This window comes from Methylolobus aquaticus, from assembly GCF_054172105.1.
Window position 1 is genome coordinate 237,706 of sequence record NZ_JBSYXP010000007.1, and the last position, 20,379, is coordinate 258,084.

Sequence of the window (20,379 nt, forward strand, 5' to 3'; positions counted from 1 at the left end):
ATTCGGCACCGCGACGAAAGAGGCGACACGACCGCATAGAGGCTTCCAGCCCATCGTTTCTGTGTCGTCAGGGGCAGTTCATCAACTGCCCCTCATATCTCGATTTCTACCTCCGTTCCCGCGGCCCTTCCCCGATATTCGGGATGGCGCGCACCGCGGATCGCCAAACCGTTACACTAACAGCCTAACTTAGAGCGGCTTAGATTTGTTCCGGGCTCCCACAGCGTGGCCACGCGCCTCAGCCATTCCGAACCCTCCCTGCCATGACTTCAAAAGAAAACTTCGCGGTTGTTTTACGCTATGTGGCCATCGGTCTGGTCGCGCTCGCCTCGTTCGAGGTCGTCCGGCCATTTCTGGGTGCTCTCCTATGGGCCGGCGTGCTGTGCGTTTCGACATGGGAGATCTTTCGCCGACTGGAAAGGCGCTCCGGGCTATCGCGGAAAGTGCTCGCCCTGCTGATGAGCACGCTGTTGCTGACGGTGTTCGTACTGCCCCTCGGGTTCCTCGGGGGATCGCTAGCCCGGCACGTGCACGAATTGGCCAGGGTCGCCAACGATCTGGCGACGATTCTGCCGCAGAAGATCCCCTTGTGGCTGGATGCGATCCCGATGATCGGTCCCCTGCTGCACCAGAGCTGGAGCGATATGACGGCCGACACCGCCAGCATGGCGGGCACCGTACAACCCTGGATCGGGCAGACCAGTCATTGGCTACTGTCGCAGGGCGTCCATCTCCTGACGGCCATGGTCGAGATTCTGCTCGCGGTGATCGTGACGGGCCTCCTCTACCTACATGCCGAGACGGCGGCGCATTGGGTCCGAACGACAGTGGAACGTCTTGGCGCTGCCAATGGCCCGCGACTGGTCGGCGCCGTGGCGCGCACGATACGTGCCGTCATGTTCGGTATCGTCGGGATGGCCGTGGTTCAGGCCATGCTGCTCAGCCTGGGTCTGGCTCTGGCCGGCGTGCCAGGCGCGCCACTGCTGGGTTTCGCCGGCTTCGTGCTGTCCCTGGCCCAACTCGGCACCTCCCTGGTGTGGATACCGGCCGCCCTGTGGCTCTTCTACCACGGTCAGCTGCCCTGGGCGCTGGGCATTGTGGCGTGGGGCACGGCATTGAACACGGTCGATCACTTCATCAAGCCCGCCTACATCAGCAAGGAACTGGGGCTGCCACTGATCGTGATCTTTATCGGAGTCATCGGCGGCGTACTGACCTGGGGCCTCATCGGCGCGTTTCTCGGTGCCACGCTGCTGGCGGTCAGCTACACGCTATATAAGGAATGGATAGAAGGCTGACGGGCGCCGCGGTCCGCAGTCCACACCGAGCGATCCGGAGCTGGCCCATGCGGAGCCGGGACGGCCCATCGGGAGCAGGTGCCCCCCGACCAGCATGCCTGGAGCGCCCTTCGCAAGTCACCGGGGACTGCCCTGCCGCTGCCAGGCATCATCGATACGCTGGCGCGACCGGCCTTCAGCGTCAGCGCAATCCGCGAAGAGACGTCACGGATCGTGTCGAAGCGGTCGTCGTGGCGGCTCAGCTAACTCGATACTGCCCCTACCCGCTCCCGAAGCGATGACATCTCCCGGGATCTCAACAGCCAGGCCGGTGGCGCTGGCACCCCGCACCTCGACACGGCAACTGCGGTCTCCATTCGCTACTGCCTTAGCAATAGCACCATCGATCAGGATGCCAGCACCCTCCCTCACTCGCGATCCCGAACGTCGTTAGGGATCGCACGCGTTCAGCGAACCGCAGCAGCAACACGAGTGCGGCACGGGTAGCGTCCCGAGCAGAGAGGCAGGCCTTCCCTGATGCCTTAGAGGTGTTCCCTGTTTCCCAGGGATGAACCGGAAAGATCCGACCAAACCGCCATCAGAGATCGCCTCAAGCGGTACGCTGCGGCGTCACTTGGCAGACCATTGAATCCGAGGCACTCGCAGCCGTTGAACCAGGACCCCAACGGGCAACATCGACCGGGGGAAACCAGCTATACCCCGTCTCCGAATAAGCCTGTCCCTTACTTTTCTACGTAATTTTACGTATTGCGCTTAACAAATATGCTACGTATTCTGACCAAAGCGTACTCAGTTTGTGGGGGCTAGTGCGCTATCGGACGATTTCGATCAAGCATTTCAGAGACCGCAGCCGTGATGATATCCACCCTCACTCCTTTCCGCCCCTCAGGCACAGCCCCTCCGACCACACCGTCAGGATCCTTTGCGTCACGGGATACTGACTCCGAACCTGCGTTCGGGACGCCTGCCCCGACACCAGAACACCTCAGAGACTCAGTAGCTTAAGCCGCGCCACGGCGCGGTCAGAGCAGCTATTGCTTTAGGCCAAATCAGCGCTGATCCAGGCGTCGCACGGTAGCGGCTGCCTTTCACGCGCTGCTCACACCCAATTTCCACACACCGCTCACGGTTTTTATCGCGGGGTACTTTTTTGGGCTTTTTGGCGGCCGTCAGCAGATAGCGCATCGAGGCGCAACGAACGAATTCGTATTCAAAAGAACGTAATAACAAAGTGCAATGAAGAGGCGAACGCAATGACACAGTGCAATCCGGATCAGGTATCGGAACATCCCCAAGAACCCGACATACGCGTCGCGGATGAACCGTCGGCAATAAACGGTGCGGGCGTGAATACCGCCCGCCGGGACCTCCTGAAGCTGGGCGCAACGGCCGGTGCCGGGGCCGCTGCAGCGACGCTGGGGGGTGGCGCACTGCTGGCACCGCGCAGCGGCAACGCACAGGTCGTGCCGGCACCGATCGTGGTCAGCCCGTGGAACACGGCCTGGGCCTTCGTGCAACCGATGCCGATCCCCGAGGTATGCCAGCCGACCACGACGATGCACGGACCGCCGCCGCAGAATCAGCCGTGGACCCGCGACTATGTCACCGCCAACGGTTTGCAGGCCCATGTGCGCAACAATCCCGGCCACGGGCAGGACGAGGAGTACTACGAAGCGCGGCTGGAGCCCCACCAGCGCTGGGCCGAATTCGGCAACGTCGATCCGGTCTACGAAAACGGGCAACTGGTCAGCTCCGGTCAGTTCAACGGGAAGATGTATGAACTGGAGTGTCGCGAGGCCGATTGGAGCTTCTATCCGCCCAGCGCGGCAGTCGCCGGGCAACCGATCCTGCCGTCCAAGGTCTGGATCTACCACGACCTGAACTCCAACGCCGCCGGCGTCGTGCGCATCAACGCCCGCTACGGTGAACCGGCATTGGTCCGTCTGTACAACAGCTGCCCGGTCGACAATCGGGGCTTCGGCATCGACAACTGCACGATGCACTTGCACAACGCGCACAACCCGCCGGAATCGGATGGCGGGCCGCTGCGCTGGAGCATCTCGGGCGAATTCTTCGATTACTGGTACCCGAACGTGCGTGCCGGCTTTGCCAGCACACACAGGAACGGCACGACTTTTATCGGACCGGACAAGGTCGCCCGCCAGTGCCCCGGGGACTACCGGGAGACGCAAAGCACCCTGTGGTTCCACGACCACCGGATGGATTTCACGGCGCAGAACACCTACAAGGGCATGGCGTCGTTCTACACGCTGTTCAGTGACGACATCAACCTCGATACCGGCAAGGGCAATAGCTCAAAACTTGCCGAACGCGGTCTCGGACTGCCCAGTGGCGAGTACGACATCCCGATCCTGTTGGCGGACAAGCGCTTCGATCCAGCCAACGGCGGCGAGTTGTACATGGACACCCAGGACTTCAACGGCTTCCTCGGCGATCTGGTCACCTGCAACTTCAAGATCAAGCCGTATCTCAACGTCCAGCGCCGTCGTTACCGGTTCCGCCTGCTCAACAGCGGACCCTCGCGCTACTACGAGTTGTCGTTCTCGTACCGCAAGCCGGGCGCCACGACGAACACCCCACTCGGCTTCGTCCGCATCGCCAACGACGGCAACTTGCTCCCAAAGGCACTGGGCCTCGGCAGCATCCGGCTGGGAGTCGCGGAACGCGCCGACATCATCCTCGACTTCGCCGAGGTGCCGCAGGGCACGATCATCTACATGGAGAACCGACTGGATCAGGTCGCGCCGGAGGGTCCCGCGGGCACCTTGAGGGCCACCAGCATCGACCCCAGGCAGCGTGACGCGACGCAAATCCTGCAACTACGTGTCGGTGCACTGTCCGGCGGCGCCGACATCAGCACCAGCAAGGCCAAGTTGCTGGCGATGCCGAGCCTGCTGCCGCTGCCGGTGCTGCCGCCGCCTGCCCGGACGCGCTCCTTCTCCTTCACCGCAGCCGGTGCACAGTGGGTCGTCAACGGGCAGCTGTTCGATCCGGATGTCATCAGCGCATTTCCGATCGAAGGGACATGCGAGGAATGGACCTGGACTTCCGGCGGCGGCTGGGGCCATCCGGTCCACATCCATCACGAGGAATTCCAGCTCACCGCCCGCAATCTGGTACCGGTAGCCGTCTCCTCCGAGGATTACAGCCGCAAGGATGTCGTGCGCATCGGCAATGGCGGGATGGGCATCCGCAATACCGGAAGCATCACCTTCAGGATTCAGTTCCGCGACTGGTACGGCGACTACCCGGTCCACTGCCATAACGTCGTGCACGAGGACCACGCCATGATGTTCCGCTTCATGATCGTGCCCCCGACCGATCCCAACGCCGGCCTGTAAACAGCGCTCCACCCAACGCGATAGGAAGCTTAATGAACGAGATCAGTAAACGTGCATTCCTGACCCGGTTGGCGGGTGTCTCGGCCGGCGTTGCGGCAGCGACCGCCGCGCCATTCGCCCTGGCCCAGGCCGCTGGCGCAGCGCCATCCGAGCGGCCGAGTGCCGACGAGCGCCGCCGTCGCCGGTTCCCCAACGTCCCGGTGGTCGACCACGAGGGCAAGCCGTATCAGTTCTATGATGATCTGATCAAGGACAAGATCGTCCTGGTCAATTTCATGTTTACCCGCTGCAACGGGACCTGCCCCGGCACGACCGCGAATCTGAAGAAAGTCCAGGCGGAATTCGGTGACCGCATGGGTCGTGACGTGTTCCTGTACTCGGTCTCCCTCGACGCCGAGTACGACACCGTCGAACGGCTGAAGGCATACGCCGAGTTGTTCAAGGTTGGCCCCGGCTGGCGGTTCATTACCGGCAACACGGAAAATCTCAACCTGATTCGCCGGAAGTTCGGCCTGTACCGAACGGATCCCTTGCTCGATCGTCAGGCAGATAACCATGTCGGTGCCGTCAAATTCGGCATCGAGCGCCTGGAACGGTGGGGAATGTGCAGTGCGATGACCAAGCCGAAGTACATCGCGCGCTATGTGGAGTGGATGGAGCCGAATGGTCGACGACCGACGCTCCCCGAGATGACCGGGAGCGTTCCCGCTCGGGTAGCGACCTAGACGACGCCAGACATCATTCGATCGGCCCCGGCCTCACTCCGCGCGAACGGAATTGCGGCCGGGGCGGCCCTGAATTGCACTGGGTCTTGCACACGGCAGCGTGACCGAACTGGAACCACGTCGATGATTCCAGGCAGGCCAGCACTGCCCGAACAACAGAGAGCGTTGCGGCCAGCCGCTCTGCGTATTGGGTGCTCTCTCCATTGCCACAATCCTTATTGTAGGAATTCTTCACCATGGTCATGCTCAATAAAGACGATCTGAACTTCATCCTGAAGCAAATCAAGATTGCCGAGAATCACGTCGCGACGAACTACACCGAGTACGTCGACGGGCAGGGTGTGCCGGTGCCCAGCCTGCTGCCCTGGGGCCTCCGGACCGTTAGCGGGCAGTACAACAACCTGGTGAACCCGCTGGCCGGGTCGGCCGATCAGCCGATGCCCCGACTGCTGGACCCCTACTATCGGGAGGGTGAGGAGGGGACCTCGTACACGCAGACCAACGGCGTCGTGATCGATTCCCAGCCACGGACTATCAGCAACCTCGTGGTCGACCAGTCGCTGAACAATGACTCGGCGATCCTCGCGGCGCTGGAAGCCAACAACACCAATAATCCGCAACAGGCCCTGGCCGCGATCGTGGCGGCTCGCGATGCCGCCGCCGCGGACCCTGAGGACGCGGACTTGCAGGACGACTTGCAAGCGACCCTCGACCAATACGGTGTCGTCGTCGACAACGGCAGCGTCGTGATTCCGAACGTCGCGACCGACGTCGGGCAGGGTCCTCCCTTCAGCGGCTTCATGACACTGTTCGGGCAGTTCTTCGACCACGGTCTGGACCTGACCGACAAGGGCGGCAACGGCCTGGTGTTCATACCATTGCAGCCGGACGATCCGCTGTACGATCCGGAAAGTCCGACCAATTTCATGGTGCTGACGCGCGCCACGCGCAGCCCCGGGGCTGACGGCGTGCTGGGCACCGCGGACGATACCCAGATCAACCGGACGACGCCCTTCATTGACCTGAACCAGCTGTACACCTCGCATGAATCCCATCAGGTCTTCCTGCGCGAGTACGTGCTGAACGCCGACGGCGTGCCGGTCGCGACCGGGCGGATGCTGGCGGGCGCCAACGGCGGCCCGCCCACCTGGGCGGACATCAAGGAGCAGGCGGCGAATATCTTGGGTATCCAGTTGTCCGACCAGGCCGTGGAGCGAGTGCCGCTGGTCGCGACCGACCTCTACGGCAACTTTATTCCGGGCGCCAACGGCTTCCCGCAGCTGGTCACCGACACGCCTGGGTCGCCGATCCTGGTCGAAGGCAATCCGCTGGCGCCGGTACTGGCGTCCAATGCGCTGGCGACCGGCCATGCCTTTCTGGTCGACATCGCGCACACCGCGGCGCCGGGGATGGTCGATCACGACCGGAATCCGGCAACGCCGGACATCGCGCGCACGGCCGATGGGGACACCGTGGCCGGCAACGCGATACCGCTGAACGAGTTCGGTGTCGCGACCACCTACGACGATGAACTGCTCGACAAGCATTTCGTCGTCGGCGACGGTCGCGGCAACGAGAACATCGGCCTGACGGCGGTGCATCATGTGTTCCATTCCGAACACAACCAGCGCGTCGAGCAGATCAAGGACGTATTGCTGTCCTCGGGTGATGTCGACTTCCTGAACGAATGGCTGGCGACCGATATCACGGAGATCCCCGCCGATACCAGCACACTGCAGTGGGATGGCGCGCGGCTGTTCCAGGCCGCCCGCTTCAGCACCGAGATGGTCTATCAGCATCTGGTATTCGAGGAGTTCGCGCGCACCGTCTCACCGACGATCGATGCCTTCGGCGGCAACACCAGTGTCGACATCGATCCGGCGATCGTTTCCGAGTTCGCGAACGTCGTGTACCGCTTCGGCCACTCGATGCTGACGGAGACCGTCGACCGCCTCAGTGCCGACGGCCAGACGGCCGACCCGATCGGTTTGATCGAGGCCTTTCTGAATCCGGTCGAGTTCGCGGCCAGCGGCATCGACTCCGATGCGGCAGCAGGTGCCATCATCCGCGGCATGACCCGCCAGGTCGGCAACGAAATCGATGAGTTCGTCACCGGGGCGCTCCGCAACAATCTGGTCGGCTTGCCGCTCGATCTGCCGACGCTGAACATGACCCGCGCGCGAGAAACCGGCGTGCCGGCCCTGAATGTGGCGCGCGCGCAGTTTTTCGAGCAAACCGGCGACAGCACCCTGGCGCCCTATGCCAGTTGGGCCGATTTTGCGCTGCACCTCAAGCACCCTGCTTCGATCGTCAATTTCATTGCGGCCTACGGCACGCACAGTTCTATTACCGGGGCGCTCACGCTGGAAGCCAAGCGCGACGCCGCCGCTCTGCTGGTGTTCGGGGGCGCGGGAGAGCCTGCGGATCGCCTGGACTTCCTGAATGCCGAGGGAGTGTACTCCGGCGGTGCACTCGGTGGATTGAACGACGTCGATTTCTGGATCGGCGGTCTGGCCGAACAGAAGATTCCGTTCGGCGGCATGTTGGGCACGACGTTCAATTTCGTGTTCGAAGTGCAGATGGAGAAACTGCAAACCGGCGACCGCTTCTACTATCTGAGCCGGACGGCCGGCATGAACCTGCTGAACGAACTGGAAGCCGATTCGTTCGCGGAACTGGTCATGCGGAACACCGATCTCGGTAAAGACGGTGCAACCCATCTACCCGGCGCCATGTTCCTGCAGCCCGACTATATCCTCGAAATGGATCCGACGCTGCAGAACGTGCCCGATCCGGTCCATAGCAATCCGGCACTGCAGGCCACGAATCCGATGGTCGTGCGACGCGATACCGACAGCGACGGCGACGGCGACTATCTGCGCTACACCGGCAACGATCAGGTCGTGCTGGGCGGCACCAACGAGAATGACACGCTAATCGGCGGTCTCGATGACGACACCCTGTGGGGCGACGGCGGTAACGATCGGCTCGAAGGGGGAGCGGGCAACGATCGTATCTTCGGTGGCGACGGCGACGACGTCATCACGGATTCCGGCTCGACGCTCTTCGACACGATCCACGGTGACGCGGGTCACGACGTCATCAACGGCGGCGCCGGTCTGGATGTGATCATCGGGGGCAGCGGTCAGGATTTCATTTTCGGTGGCACGGATACCAATACGCTGACCGGCGGCCTCGACGACGACTTCATTGCCGGAGCGACCGGCGGCAGCGTGATCCAGGGCAGCGAGGGTGACGACTGGCTTGAGGGCAGCGTCGGGGTCGACACACTCATCGGCGACAACGGGGCGCCGCTCTTCAACAGCACCCTGATCGGTCACGATGTGCTGAACGGGCGCGGCAACGACAGCACCTACACCGCCGAGTCGGGCGACGACATCATGTTCCAGGGTCCCGGCGTACAGACCAACAACGGCCTGGCTGGCTTCGACTGGGCCATCCACAAGGGCGATTCGGCTGCCGCCAATACCGACCTGGGCATCCCGATCTTCGTGACTGCGCCGGAGCTGCTGCTGCTCGATCGCTTCGACCAGGTCGAGGGCCTGTCCGGCTGGATCCATGACGACACGCTGACCGGCCGGGACGTACTGACCGGCGGCTTTTTGGGGGTCGGCGAGCCCGGTGGCCTGCAGCCGGATCCCGCCGCCCCGTTCCTCTCCTACGCCAATGTACTGACCGAGGAGGGCGTTGCTCGAATCATCGGGCTCGACACCCTGGTGGCGCATCTGGATCGGGCGACGCTGACCGTGGGTACGGAAACCATCAATGTCGTCGTGCTGGATCCGGGCGCCCTCGTGCCTGACGTCGCCGGCAATCTGACGATGATCGACACGCCGTCCGATATCCTGCTGGGCGGTGGTGGCAGTGACCGGCTGTTCGGCATGAGCGGTGACGACATCATCGACGGCGATCGTTGGCTTAATGTTCGGATTCGCGTCAATGACGCTGCCGGCAATGCGCTCGGCTGGGCCAACAACATGACCAGCGCAGTGCGGGACGCCGCGGGCAACGCGCTCTATGGCGGCCGCGCCTTGAGCGCCTTGATGCTCGATCGCACCTTGAATCCGGGGCAACTGGTCACGGAGCGCGAGATCGTCGATGGGGACGAACTCGACACCGGCGTTGATACTGCGGTGTTTGCCGACGTCATGACCAATTACACGCTGACGCTCAACGACGACGGCAGCATTACCGTGGCGCACAATTCGGCACTCGGCCTGGGTGGCGGCGGCGGTGGCGGCGGTGCGCAAATTCGTGACGGCATCGACCGGGTGTTCAACGTCGAATATCTCGAGTTCGAAGGGTTTCAGGTGGCTGTCGCGGATCTGTTCGGTGCCAACACCCCGCCGGAAATCATCAGTGACGGTGCGCTGGAGACCGCCGCTGTCGCCATTGATGAGAACACGACGCTGGCGACGACCATCAGCGTGCTCGACGTCGATGGACCCCTCGATCCGGTCTTCTCGATCATCGGTGGTGCCGACGCGGACTTGTTCGAGTTGCTGCCGACCGCAACGCCGTTCGAGAACGGCTTGAGCTTCATCACCGCGCCGGATTTCGAACTGCCGGCGGACGCCGACGGGGATGGCGTCTACGAGGTCACCGTAGAGGTCAGCGATGGTGCCCTGACGGATACGCAGACGCTATCGGTTACGGTGCTGGATGTCGCGGTCGAGAACAGCGCGCCGACGTTCACGTCGGATCCTGCACCCGCCCTGGACGAAAACACGACCTTCGTCACGACGGTGACGGCCGTGGACACCGACGTGCCGGCGCAGACACTCAGCTACGCGATCGCCGGCGGTGCGGATGCGGGATTGTTCCAGATCGATGCGACGACGGGTGACCTCAGCTTCATCGACGCGCCGGACTTCGAGACGCCGGGCGATGCCGATGGCGATAACCTGTACGACGTCACGGTCGAGGTCAGCGATGGGCTGTTCGCCGTCACGCAGGACCTCTCCATCACGCTGAACAATGTCGACGAGGCCGGTTCCGGCAACGTCGGTATTGCCTCGTACGCAAACACCGGCGCGACGGCGAGCCTGACGGCAACCAATGATCTGGCCGACCCCGACGGTATCGTTGGCGGGATCCAGTACCAGTGGCAGCGGCAGGTAGGCGGCAACTGGCAGAACATCGCCGGGGCAACGGCAGCGACCGTAACCGGCCTCAGCAACGCCACGGTGCGGGCGACGGCCAGCTATGACGACGGCTTCGGCGTCAAGACGGTGGCCTCCGGCGCACTGGCGGTGATCACCGGCACGACGACCAACAATACGGTCGTCGGCACCGCCAACGACGATCTGATCCTCGGTCTGACCGGTAACGATACGCTGACCGGCGCGGCCGGCAACGACATCGTCGATGGCGGCGGTGGTGGCGATACGCTCCTCGCCAGCGTGAACGACGGGGATGACGACTATCGGGGCGGCGCCGGCACCGACACCTATTCGCTGGCCAACACCACGGCGGATGCGACGATCGATCTCGGTACGGGTACCGCGACGAGCGCACAGACGGGCTCGGACACCTTGCTGGCGATCGAAAACGCCGTTGGCGGTTCGGGTAACGATCTGCTGATCGGCCGGGCAGGCACCAACAACCGTCTGACGGGAGGTGCGGGAAACGATACCTACCAGATCCAGGATGCCGGAGATATCGTGGTCGAGGCCGCGGGTGGCGGTACCGACACCGTGCAGACCTCGATCACCTACATCCTGGCCGCCAACGTCGAGAACCTCACGCTTCTTGGCATCGGCAACATCAACGGCACGGGCAACGGGGGCGCAAACATCCTGGGCGGGAACGTCGGCAACAACGTGCTGAACGGCGCCGGGGGCGCCGATCGCCTTATCGGAGGCGTCGGGGTCGATGCCCTGACCGGCGGCGCCGGTCGAGATACGTTCGCGTTCGCGGCAGGCGATAGCAGCGCATCGGCTGCGACCTTCGACTCGATCACTGACTACGCCAAAGGCGGCGCGGGTATCGGCGATCTAATCGATTTCACCGTTGCGCTGGCGCGCGGCGGCTCTGGCGCCGCTGCCACGGCCACCCAGGCCTCCATCAACCAGACGACAGGAGTGGCCACCTTCGCGGCCGGGTCCGGGGGGACCTTGGCGGACGCCATCGGTGACATTGCCGCGCGGTTTACGGCGGCGACCAATGCAGCCGGCGAGTTTGCCCTGTTCCGCGTCGGTGGCGCCGGCAATTACCACCTGTTCATCTCGGATGGTGTGGCCGGGGCCGGTGCGAACGATGTCCATGTCGAACTGGTGGGCGTGACCACGGTCACATCGATCAACCTCGCCGGGGGCGATCTGACGATCACGGCATAGCCCGTACCGCGGTTGCCGGCGAACAGGGTGCGCACACCGCCCCCCTCGCCGGCACCGCCCTCCGACTCACGATGCTGTCGCTCAATGACGGCAAGCACCAGAACTGCTCCGCGCAACCGGGGAACGTTCCATCTCCCGATTGCCCGGACTACCGCCGGATTCTCAATCCGAGCCATCGACGAAAAACGACCGCGGCAGCTCCGTGGCGCCTGAGGGCCCGGCCTCGATCCATCAGTATCCACCCCATGGCACCGTTCGGGGAGCGTCGGGGTCCTCGGCTATTCGGACACGCATCACTCTGCCCATCTTGCTCCGCCTGCGCCGCGGCGAGTTGAAAGACCATGGGCTCCGCCTGAACATCGAATTGTGGCCGGCCATCTCGGCGGGCCGTGACGTCTCCTTTCGCGTCGAACCTCGCAGCCGGCATCCCATTCGGACACCGTGGGTGACACCGCAACACACAGAGGGATACGTGCGGAACGGATTGCACCGCTGGCGCCGCGCGCGAAGACGTCAATCAACTGGAACGGGCGCCAGTCGCGGCGTGGGCGGCACGAAGCGTCAGTGGGTGACCAGTCGTTTAGCCTTGCGCGGCTCTTGCCGCCAGGGTCCCGGTGCGGGTCGTCGCAGTCTGGAGTGAGGTAAGCTTCGGGTTCGATGCGGTGTTTTAGCTGCGCGTGTTTGCAGCCCTGATGGGATCCGCTCGTGATGGGACTGACTCGATATCCGCCCGCCGCGGTGTATTCGGCGCAGAAAGCGATGGACCCGCGGGAGTGGATCCATTGGGTTGGCGATTCCGGTTGGCTTGAGGCGCTATGTCCCGCGCTCGCTCACTGCGATGCGAAGCAGGGTACGAATTCCGCTGCCGGAGCCTCCGCAAACAGGCATTTCAACTTCTTCTTGGCGTGGTACATCCGTGTTTTCACAGTGTTCTCGGGACAGCCGAGAATCTGCGCGATCTCCTGGTAATGCAACCCGTGCACGCAGGTCAGTTCCATGACGGCGCGCTGCTCCTCGGAGAGCAGGGCCAGCGCCTTACCCATCCAGTCATCGCCTTCTACCCCGCGGATCCCCTGACAGGCAACTCCCGGCAACAGGGGTTCCGCTTCATCGAGGTCGAGATGCTTTGGCCGCGCACCGTGCGTCGCCGCCGCCTTCAGGGATTTGTTGTACGCGATACCCAGAATCCACGTAGACACCTTGGATGTCCCGTTGAACGAGGACGCCCTTTCCCAGACCACCAGCATGATGTCGTTGATCAACTCATCGATGCTGTCGTCGCACTGCCCCAGGCGGGCGAGAAAACGCCGCAGATAAGGGAAGTACCGACAGTAAAGAACATGAAACGCCGCTGTATCGCGCTCATTGACGCGCGCGAGCAGTTCGTTGTCGGTCAAGTCGGCCTTGTTCTTGCCTGCGTGCATCGCTGAAGTGCTCGGAGTTGATCGGAACGTTTGCGTCAGGCCGACCCCTATCGGCAGCCGCAGCTGGGCGGCGAAGGGGCTTGCCGGGATGGCGGAAACCGGTCCTTTTATTGCTTTTTCCTAATATATCATCCCGAACCGGAAAACCCTTCCATTATCAGGCTTTTCGATGCGAATCGGCATATCCCTGCGGGTCCGGACCAGATTATTAGCACAATACGTGCCAACTCGAAAACCTGTGAATAAAAGCTTTTAAAACATGGCCTTGAGACCATGTCTCACCGCATGTCGGCGATGATGTAAAGGGGGCTGACAGACGGAGTCCGACGTGGTTCGCCCTTGCCATAAAGCAAAGATTGGGGTGGACGAGAAGAATGACACTGCGCGTGCCGCGCAGCCGTAAGGGCGGCACCGAGTGAACCGCGAAAACTGTGGCACATCGCTGTAGCCTGAACGTGAAGAGGGCGTGCCGGCTCTGCAGACCTGAATCCAGGAATCGTCACCGCACCCCGAAGACGCCTGCCCGGCAAACCGGGCAGGCGCTCCGAAGAACGGTGGGAGGATGGCTTAGGCCGTGATGGTCAGGTCGCCGCCCGTCAGGTCGATGGCACTCACCGACGTGACGCCGACCAGTTCAACGACCACATCATTGGCGGAAGCTCCGAGCACCCCGTCCGAGATGTAAAGGTGGAAGTTGCCACCCCGGTTCACCTGGAACAGCGCGAACTCGCCGTTGGCATCGCCCGACAACGTGAATCGCAAGGCGATGTCGTTGACGGCATCGGCCAACGTCGTCCCCGACCCCGCCGCGAAGGTCGCGACGCCGGTCGTCTGATTGACGGATGCCGTCAGGGCAGTTGCTCCCGCGGCAGAACCGCCGCGCGTGAGCGCCGCCGTGTAATCGATCAGGTCGCCCAGCCCCGCAGCGCCCTTGGCGTAATCGGTGACTTGATCGATCGTCGCACCGAAACGACTGCTGTCGCCGGCGCTGAACGCAAAGGTGTCGCGACCGGCACCACCGGTCAGGCTATCCGCACCGGTACCGCCGATCAGGCGATCCGCACCGTCACCGCCGTTCAGCGTATCCACGCCGCCGCCGCCGCTCAGGATATTGGTGCCGACATTGCCGACGATCACGTTGGCCGCCCCGTTCCCCGTGCCGTTGAGGTTGCCGAGACCCGTCAGCGTCAAGTCCTCGACGTTCGCCGCAAGCGTGAAGCTGACCGACGCCGATACACTGTCCGTACCCTCGCCCGCGGCCTCGACGACCAGGTCGGTGGCATCATGCACCACATAGGTATCGTTGCCCTGGCCACCGGCCAAACGGTTGGCGATACCCGCGGCACTGATCAGTAAGTCGTTGCCGCTGCCGCCAACCACACGCTCAATACCGGTCAACGTATCGTTGCCGGTCTGCGCACTGGACGCCGTGCCGGCCCCGAGATCGACCGTCGCATCGGCCGAGGTATTCGCCAGGGAATACGTATCGGCATCACCGGCCCCGCCACGGTAGACATCGTCCCCGTCGTCCACGGTGGCCAGGATGGTATCCGCACCGGCACCACCATCCACGATATCGTTGCCGGCATTGCCCGTCAGGGTATCGCTTCCGCCCAGCCCCAGCATCAGATCGCTGCCGGCCGTTCCGACGACGGCATTGGCCGCAGTGGTGCCGGTGATCACCGCCACCGTCTCGGAAGCCACCGTCTTGGTGCCGAAGGGATCGGTGTAATTCGCCGTCGCCCGCACTGTCGCGTTACTAAGACCCGTCACCGTCGCTGCCGTGGCACCGGCGATATTCTGCCAGTCGCCGGCAACCTGCCGCTGCCATTGATACTGGATGTCACCGATGATGCCGTCCGGATCGGCCAGGCTGTTGCCCGCCGTCAGACTGGCCAAAGCGCCCGCATTGTCGAAGCTGACGATGTCAACCGTGCCGCTGGCGGCCTCGTCGACATTGGCCAGCGTGATCGACAGGTCCTGCGTATCTGCCAGCGCACCGTCGCTCGCTTCCACCGTCACCTGGAAGACATTGTCGCCATCGGAATCCGCCGGCGCCTCGAAATCCGGCGCGTCGATGAAGCGCAACTCGCCAGTCGCCGCATCGATCTGGAACAGCCCGGCATCGGCACCACCGGAGATCGCGTAGACGACAGGCTGAGGCCCGTCGACGTCGAGTGCCTGCACCTGGGTTACGGCCGTCGTGTTCTCGTCGACCGTCAGCGCCGCCGTCGCTTCGGCCCCGTCAGACAGGATCACGGGCGCCTGATTGAAGAACGTCGAAGCTTCAACGGTCTGATCGGCGAACTGCACCTGCTCGATGTTGAACAGCCGGTCGACGCCGTCCGATAGCTGAAGTCTCAGCAAACCGTTCTGTGCGAAGCCGGTGTGAGCGACCGTCAGGCTACCGTCATCGTTGGCCGTGACGGTGTAGTTCTCCATCAGGTCGGCGAACACGGCCGTGTCGATCCCGGTATCGCTCGGATCGCCGTCGAGAATCTCGCGGACGATGGCCAACTGGCCCGGATTGAGCGTCCGGTCGAACATCAGCGCGTTCAACGTGCGTCCGCCGTACAGCAGATTGCCGTCCAGATCGCGTACCTGGCTGCTCATGCCCTCGGCTGAACCGATGGCATTGCCCTGTGCATCGTTGATCCGTATGCGGACATTCAGCCAGCGGTCACCGTCGAGAATGTCGTTCCCAGCCTTGCCCTGCAGGATGTCGCTGCCGCCACCGCCGAGCAGAATGTCGTTAGGGCCGTCGAAGAGGGTCGTGACATTGCCGTCTGCATCCCGTTGAACCTGCGCATCGTCGAACACGACCGCGGTAATGGTCTCGCCCGCGACCGTGAAGGTCGCTCGGTCGAGATGCGCGACCAGTTCGCTTAGCCCGTCGATGCGCGCCACGCCTTCTTCGGTCAAGGCATTCGAGTAGGACGCGAACGGCGCGGTCGGATCGAACTGGGCCGCGGCGCCCGCGGCCGCACCAAACGCACCGATGTTGGTGTCGCGGCCGGTCAAGGTGTCGTTGCCGGTCCAACCCGACAGGCCTTCCACCATGTCGAAGCGATCGCGCAGGATGTTGGCCTGTTGGTTGACGAAGATCGGGATGCCCAGATCGGAATCGGCGCCGTTCGGATCGCCCTTGTGGATTGCCCAGTCGAATCCGGCCATGCCGTTGTTGCGCTGGATGCCGGGTCCCTGGAACATGATGTCGTCGCCGGACTCGGCGTCGTAGTCGTTGTCGTTGCCGCGCCCGTTCAGCACATCGTGGCCGATGATGTCGCTGTTGAAGAACAGCTGCGAATTTTCGCCGGCCAGCGTATCGAAGCCGTCGCCGCCCTCGATCCAGTCGTCGCCCTCGTTGCCGGCCAGGAAGCTATTGCCGGCCGGACCGGTGATGAAGTCGTTGCCGAGGCCGCCGCTGACGTTCTTGCTGTCCACGCCGCCGTAGATGAAGTCCTGACCCTCGCCGCCGAAGATCAGGTCGACCCCGTTACCGCCGTTGATGACATCGTTCCCGCCGTCGCCGTGGATCACATCGCCCACGTCGGAACCGGCATCGGTGATGATGTCGTCGCCTGCGCCACCGAACAGATGGTCATTCCCCATGCCGCCTTCGAGCCGGTCGTTGCCGCCGTCGCCCCACAGCGTGTCGTCGCCCTCGCCACTGATCAGCGTGTCGTCCTCTTCGCTGCCACCGAGCACGACGTGGTCGGCGCCGGTGTAGCGCAGATAGTCGCCGTCGCCATCGTTGTCGAGGTCGCGCCGGATCACCATCGGGCTCATGCCCTGCATGACCGGGTCAGCGTGGATCGGATCGGCAACGTTCTGACGCGACTGATTCAGTTCGAGAATGTAGGCCGGCGTCAGGAACAGGCTGCTGGGCAGATGGGTCGCATCCGGGTTACCCAGATCGGTGTTGCGCATCACCAGGTGCGCAAAGGAGTCGGCCTCCAGTTCGTTCAGCAGGTTCAGACCCTGGGTGCGGCTCAGATAGTAGAAGCGGTCGCCGTTCTGCAACTTTTCCATCTGCACTTCGAACACGAAGTTGAACGTCGAGCCCAGCATGCCGCCGAACGGCATTTTCTTTTCGGCCAGGCCGCCGATCCAGAAATCGACATCGTTCAAACCGCCCAGCGTACCGCCGGCATAAGCCCCTTCGGCGTTCAGGAAGTCCAGGCGATCCTCCGGGGCGCCGGCCCCGCCGATCACCAGCAGCGTGGCCGCGTCGCGCTTCCCCTCGAGCGTGGTCTCGGCGGTGATGCTCGCATGCGTGCCGTAGGCCGCTATGAAGTTGATGATCGACGCGGGATGCTTCAGTTCCAGCGCGAAATCGAACCAGCTGCCGTAGGGCTGCAGCGCACTGTCACCGGTCTGCTCGAAGAACTCGGCCCGCGCCAGATTCAGCGAGGGCACGCCGGTTTCCCGCGCCCGCGCCATGTTCAGCGTCGCGAGATCCAGCGGCAGCCCGACCAGGTTGTTGCGCAATGCAACCGTCAGGAACTCGTCGATCTCGTTCCCGACCTGACGACTCATGCCGCGCAGGATCGCGCCGGCGGCTTCCTGGGAGTCGACACCGCTGGCCACGTACTCGACCGGATTCAGGAAGGCTTCGATCAGGCCCACCGGATCGGCCGTCTGCCCATCGGCACTGAGTCGATCAACTGTCTCGTTCAGCATCGAGTGGCCGAAGCGATACACGACGTGCGCAAACTCGGCAACGATCGCCGGGTCGATGTCCGCTGTATTCGAGAACACGAAGGGATCGACATTCGGCGAAATGGTGCGCGCGAACTCCTCGAATACCAGATGCTGGTAGACCATCTCGGTACTGAAGCGCGCCGCCTGGAAGATCCGCTCGCCGTCCCAATCCAGCGTGCTGGTGTCCGCCGGAATCTCGGTGACGTCGGTCAGCAGCCACTCGTTCAGGAAGTCCACGTCGCCCGAGGAAATCAGCACGTCCTTGATCTGGTCGACCCGGTGGTTGTGCTCCGAGTGGAACACGTGGTGCACGGCCGTCAGGCCGATGTTCTCGTTGCCGCGGCCATCCCCGACGATGAAATGCGCGTCGAGCAATTCATTGTCATAGGTACCGGCCGGCTGGTGCTCGCCCGCGGTGCTGATGTCGGTATCCGCATCGGCGACCAGGCCCGCACCGGGTGCGGCATTGTGGGCGATGTCCTCCAGGAAGGCATGCCCCGTGGCGATCGCCCCGGCAGCCGCGATCGGTGCAGCCGGGTTGCCTTCGACGAGGCCGTTGGCGGTAACGATCTGCGCAAAACCATTCGCACCGGGGATGAAGTTGCCGTAGAGATCGGTTGCCAGCAGCGGCACGCGTCCCACGTCGGCATCCGACAGCTCGATGCCCAGCATCGTGCTCGCCTGTGCCTTGATGTCGGCCCAGGTCGGCGGTCCGCCATGCTCACCCTCGAGCATCCGCCCGGTCGCGACCGGCTGACCCTCGGCGTTCAGCACGTACTCGCGCAGAAACACCTGGTGCGATTCGTGCGAGGTGTAGACCTGATTGAGGTCGATGAACGGCGTCGTTTTGTTGGCATGCTCCTGCACGTCGTCGGCCGTACCCAGTTGGCCATCGGGCCCTGGCTGGTTGGTCGCCCGGGTCAGCACCATGAAGTTCGTCGGACTACCCTCGACGTACAAGGGGTCGTCCGGCTGCAGCGGGATGAACACCGTGCCGCTGCCGCCTTTCGAGATCAAGTCCAGACCGTGGTCGAAAAACTGCCCGAACAGCGTCATGAAACTGTTGAAGGGCGCGGATTGCCCAGCGTCGGTCGCGACGTTGGGAATCACCAGCGTGCCGTTGTCTACGGTCACACCGTAGCTGTCGAGCGTCTCCTGGAGGTTCGATTGCGCGTTCGCATCGGCGGTCTGCGCATCGATCAGGGCCTGCTGCGCCGCGATGAGCTCAGGCGTCGGCGTATCCGCCGCGTCCTGCGCCGCGAGGAGGTCGGACTGCGCCTGCTGCTGTGCTGCCACGGCCTCGTCCCGCGCCTGTTCAGCACCCGTCAGCAAAGCCTGCGCGTCGGCCACGACGTCCTGCGCCGCAGGGATCAATGCGGTTTCGTTGAGACTGAACTCGTCGTTCAGCGCCAGCACTTCCTCGCCGGCAGTCACGTAGGCGGAGTTGGCCGCATCCAGCAGGGCTTGATTTTCAAGACTCGGGTCGGCATCGAACGCCAGGTGGGCAGCATCCAGTGCGGCCAGGGCATCCGCCTCGACTTGCTCGGCCGCAGGCCGCAGCGTGTCGGCGATTTCGAGGTTACGCTGTTCAAGCAACGCGAGCGCGGCATTGGCTGTGTTCAGATCCGCCTGCTTCGCCGCAACATCGGCGTTGGCAGTGTTGTAATCCTCGGTTGCCTGGTTGAATGCCGCGAGCGCCTCCTGCACGGCCTGCTGCAGCGCACCCGCAGCGTCGATCGCCGCCTGATACGCAGCGTCGTAGGAATCCTGGGCACCGGCGAGACTCGCCGCGGTGGATGTCGCGGCATCGCGCGCAGCGACGATCGCCGCGAGCGCCGCTTGCGGGTTCTGCACACCGACTGCCGTCAATGCGGCGAGAATCGCAGCGCGGTTGTTCAGCGACTGATCGGCGACCAGATTGCTGATGATGCGCGGCTGCGCGTCGAAGACCACCCCGCTCGTCTGTGTGTAGGACGTCGTCTGCGTGCCGGGAATGAACGGATTGTCGCCCGCCGTGTTGTAAATCGGGGTCAGCAGCCGCGGCATGACCTGATCGGCCGATCCGGCCTCGGGATTGAGCAGATTGTTGTACTCGCCGCTGACCGTCCGCAGTCCCGCAGGCACGAGATTACCAACCGGATTGCCTTGGGCGTCGACGTAGTCGGTGTAATTCGTATCGACGTGATTTTCGGCGATCTTGATTTGCTTCAGGATGAATTCGAGATCGTTCTTGACGAGCATTACCATGGAGTTTGTTCCTCGGGTGGTTTCGGTACGGCAACAGCGCGACGCCCGGAGCGGCGTTTGCCGACTAAAGCACGGGGTGTGCCAAGAGGCATAATTCGCCGAAAACTACAAGGTAACCCCTTATTTTTAATAAACCGAGCACTCTCTTGGAGAAAACAAAGAGAGATAGCTCTCGACTATGTAAGAAATTGCTTACATAACCGGCAAGGAGCCCTCAGGGATTCAGGGAAACCCCTAAATGACTGTTCTGCACTAGATGA

At 63.2% G+C, this 20,379-nt stretch carries 7 protein-coding genes; 4 read left to right on the plus strand and 3 right to left on the minus strand.

Annotation, left to right across the window (positions count from 1 at the left end; genetic code table 11):
- Positions 1-263 precede the first annotated feature (263 nt).
- Complete coding sequence (locus ACW73L_RS11860) at positions 264-1,298, plus strand: AI-2E family transporter (protein WP_498922222.1); 1,035 nt, start codon at positions 264-266, stop codon at positions 1,296-1,298.
- Positions 1,299-2,291: 993 nt separating this feature from the next.
- On the opposite strand, the gene ACW73L_RS11865 is transcribed toward ACW73L_RS11860, so the two are convergent.
- The gene (locus ACW73L_RS11865; protein ID WP_498922224.1) at positions 2,292-2,558 is read right to left on the minus strand and encodes a hypothetical protein; all 267 of its coding nucleotides are present in this window, start codon (positions 2,556-2,558) and stop codon (positions 2,292-2,294) included.
- Here ACW73L_RS11865 and ACW73L_RS11870 point away from each other — a divergent pair.
- From ACW73L_RS11870 to ACW73L_RS11880, 3 genes are all read left to right on the plus strand, one after another.
- A complete protein-coding gene (locus ACW73L_RS11870; RefSeq protein WP_498922226.1) occupies positions 2,552-4,660 on the plus strand; it encodes a multicopper oxidase family protein in 2,109 nt (702 codons plus the stop codon). The two genes, ACW73L_RS11865 and ACW73L_RS11870, sit on opposite strands and share 7 nt — an antisense overlap.
- A 32-nt stretch (positions 4,661-4,692) precedes the next feature.
- Positions 4,693-5,385, plus strand: coding sequence for an SCO family protein (locus ACW73L_RS11875; protein ID WP_498922227.1), 693 nt, complete (start codon positions 4,693-4,695; stop codon positions 5,383-5,385).
- Between the two features lie 236 nt (positions 5,386-5,621).
- On the plus strand, positions 5,622-11,744 hold the full coding sequence (locus ACW73L_RS11880) for a peroxidase family protein (protein WP_498922229.1): 6,123 nt from the start codon (positions 5,622-5,624) through the stop codon (positions 11,742-11,744).
- An 830-nt stretch (positions 11,745-12,574) separates the two neighbouring features.
- Here the strand turns inward: ACW73L_RS11880 and ACW73L_RS11885 are convergent.
- Together ACW73L_RS11885 and ACW73L_RS11890 are read right to left on the minus strand one after the other, a co-directional pair.
- On the minus strand, positions 12,575-13,168 hold the full coding sequence (locus ACW73L_RS11885; protein WP_498922231.1) for an RNA polymerase sigma factor: 594 nt from the start codon (positions 13,166-13,168) through the stop codon (positions 12,575-12,577).
- A gap of 567 nt (positions 13,169-13,735) precedes the next feature.
- The gene (locus ACW73L_RS11890) at positions 13,736-20,119 is read right to left on the minus strand and encodes a peroxidase family protein (protein WP_498922233.1); all 6,384 of its coding nucleotides are present in this window, start codon (positions 20,117-20,119) and stop codon (positions 13,736-13,738) included.
- Between the last annotated feature and the right edge of the window lie 260 nt (positions 20,120-20,379).

Bases quoted from the DNA above. Each gene is read 5' to 3' on its own strand.
- ACW73L_RS11870 (WP_498922226.1), top strand. From the start codon at position 2,552: ATGACACAGTGCAATCCGGATCAGGTATCGGAACATCCCCAAGAACCC.
- ACW73L_RS11880 (WP_498922229.1), top strand. From the start codon at position 5,622: ATGGTCATGCTCAATAAAGACGATCTGAACTTCATCCTGAAGCAAATC.
- ACW73L_RS11860 (WP_498922222.1), top strand. From the start codon at position 264: ATGACTTCAAAAGAAAACTTCGCGGTTGTTTTACGCTATGTGGCCATC.
- ACW73L_RS11885 (WP_498922231.1), bottom strand. From the start codon at position 13,168: ATGCACGCAGGCAAGAACAAGGCCGACTTGACCGACAACGAACTGCTC.
- ACW73L_RS11875 (WP_498922227.1), top strand. From the start codon at position 4,693: ATGAACGAGATCAGTAAACGTGCATTCCTGACCCGGTTGGCGGGTGTC.
- ACW73L_RS11890 (WP_498922233.1), bottom strand. From the start codon at position 20,119: ATGGTAATGCTCGTCAAGAACGATCTCGAATTCATCCTGAAGCAAATC.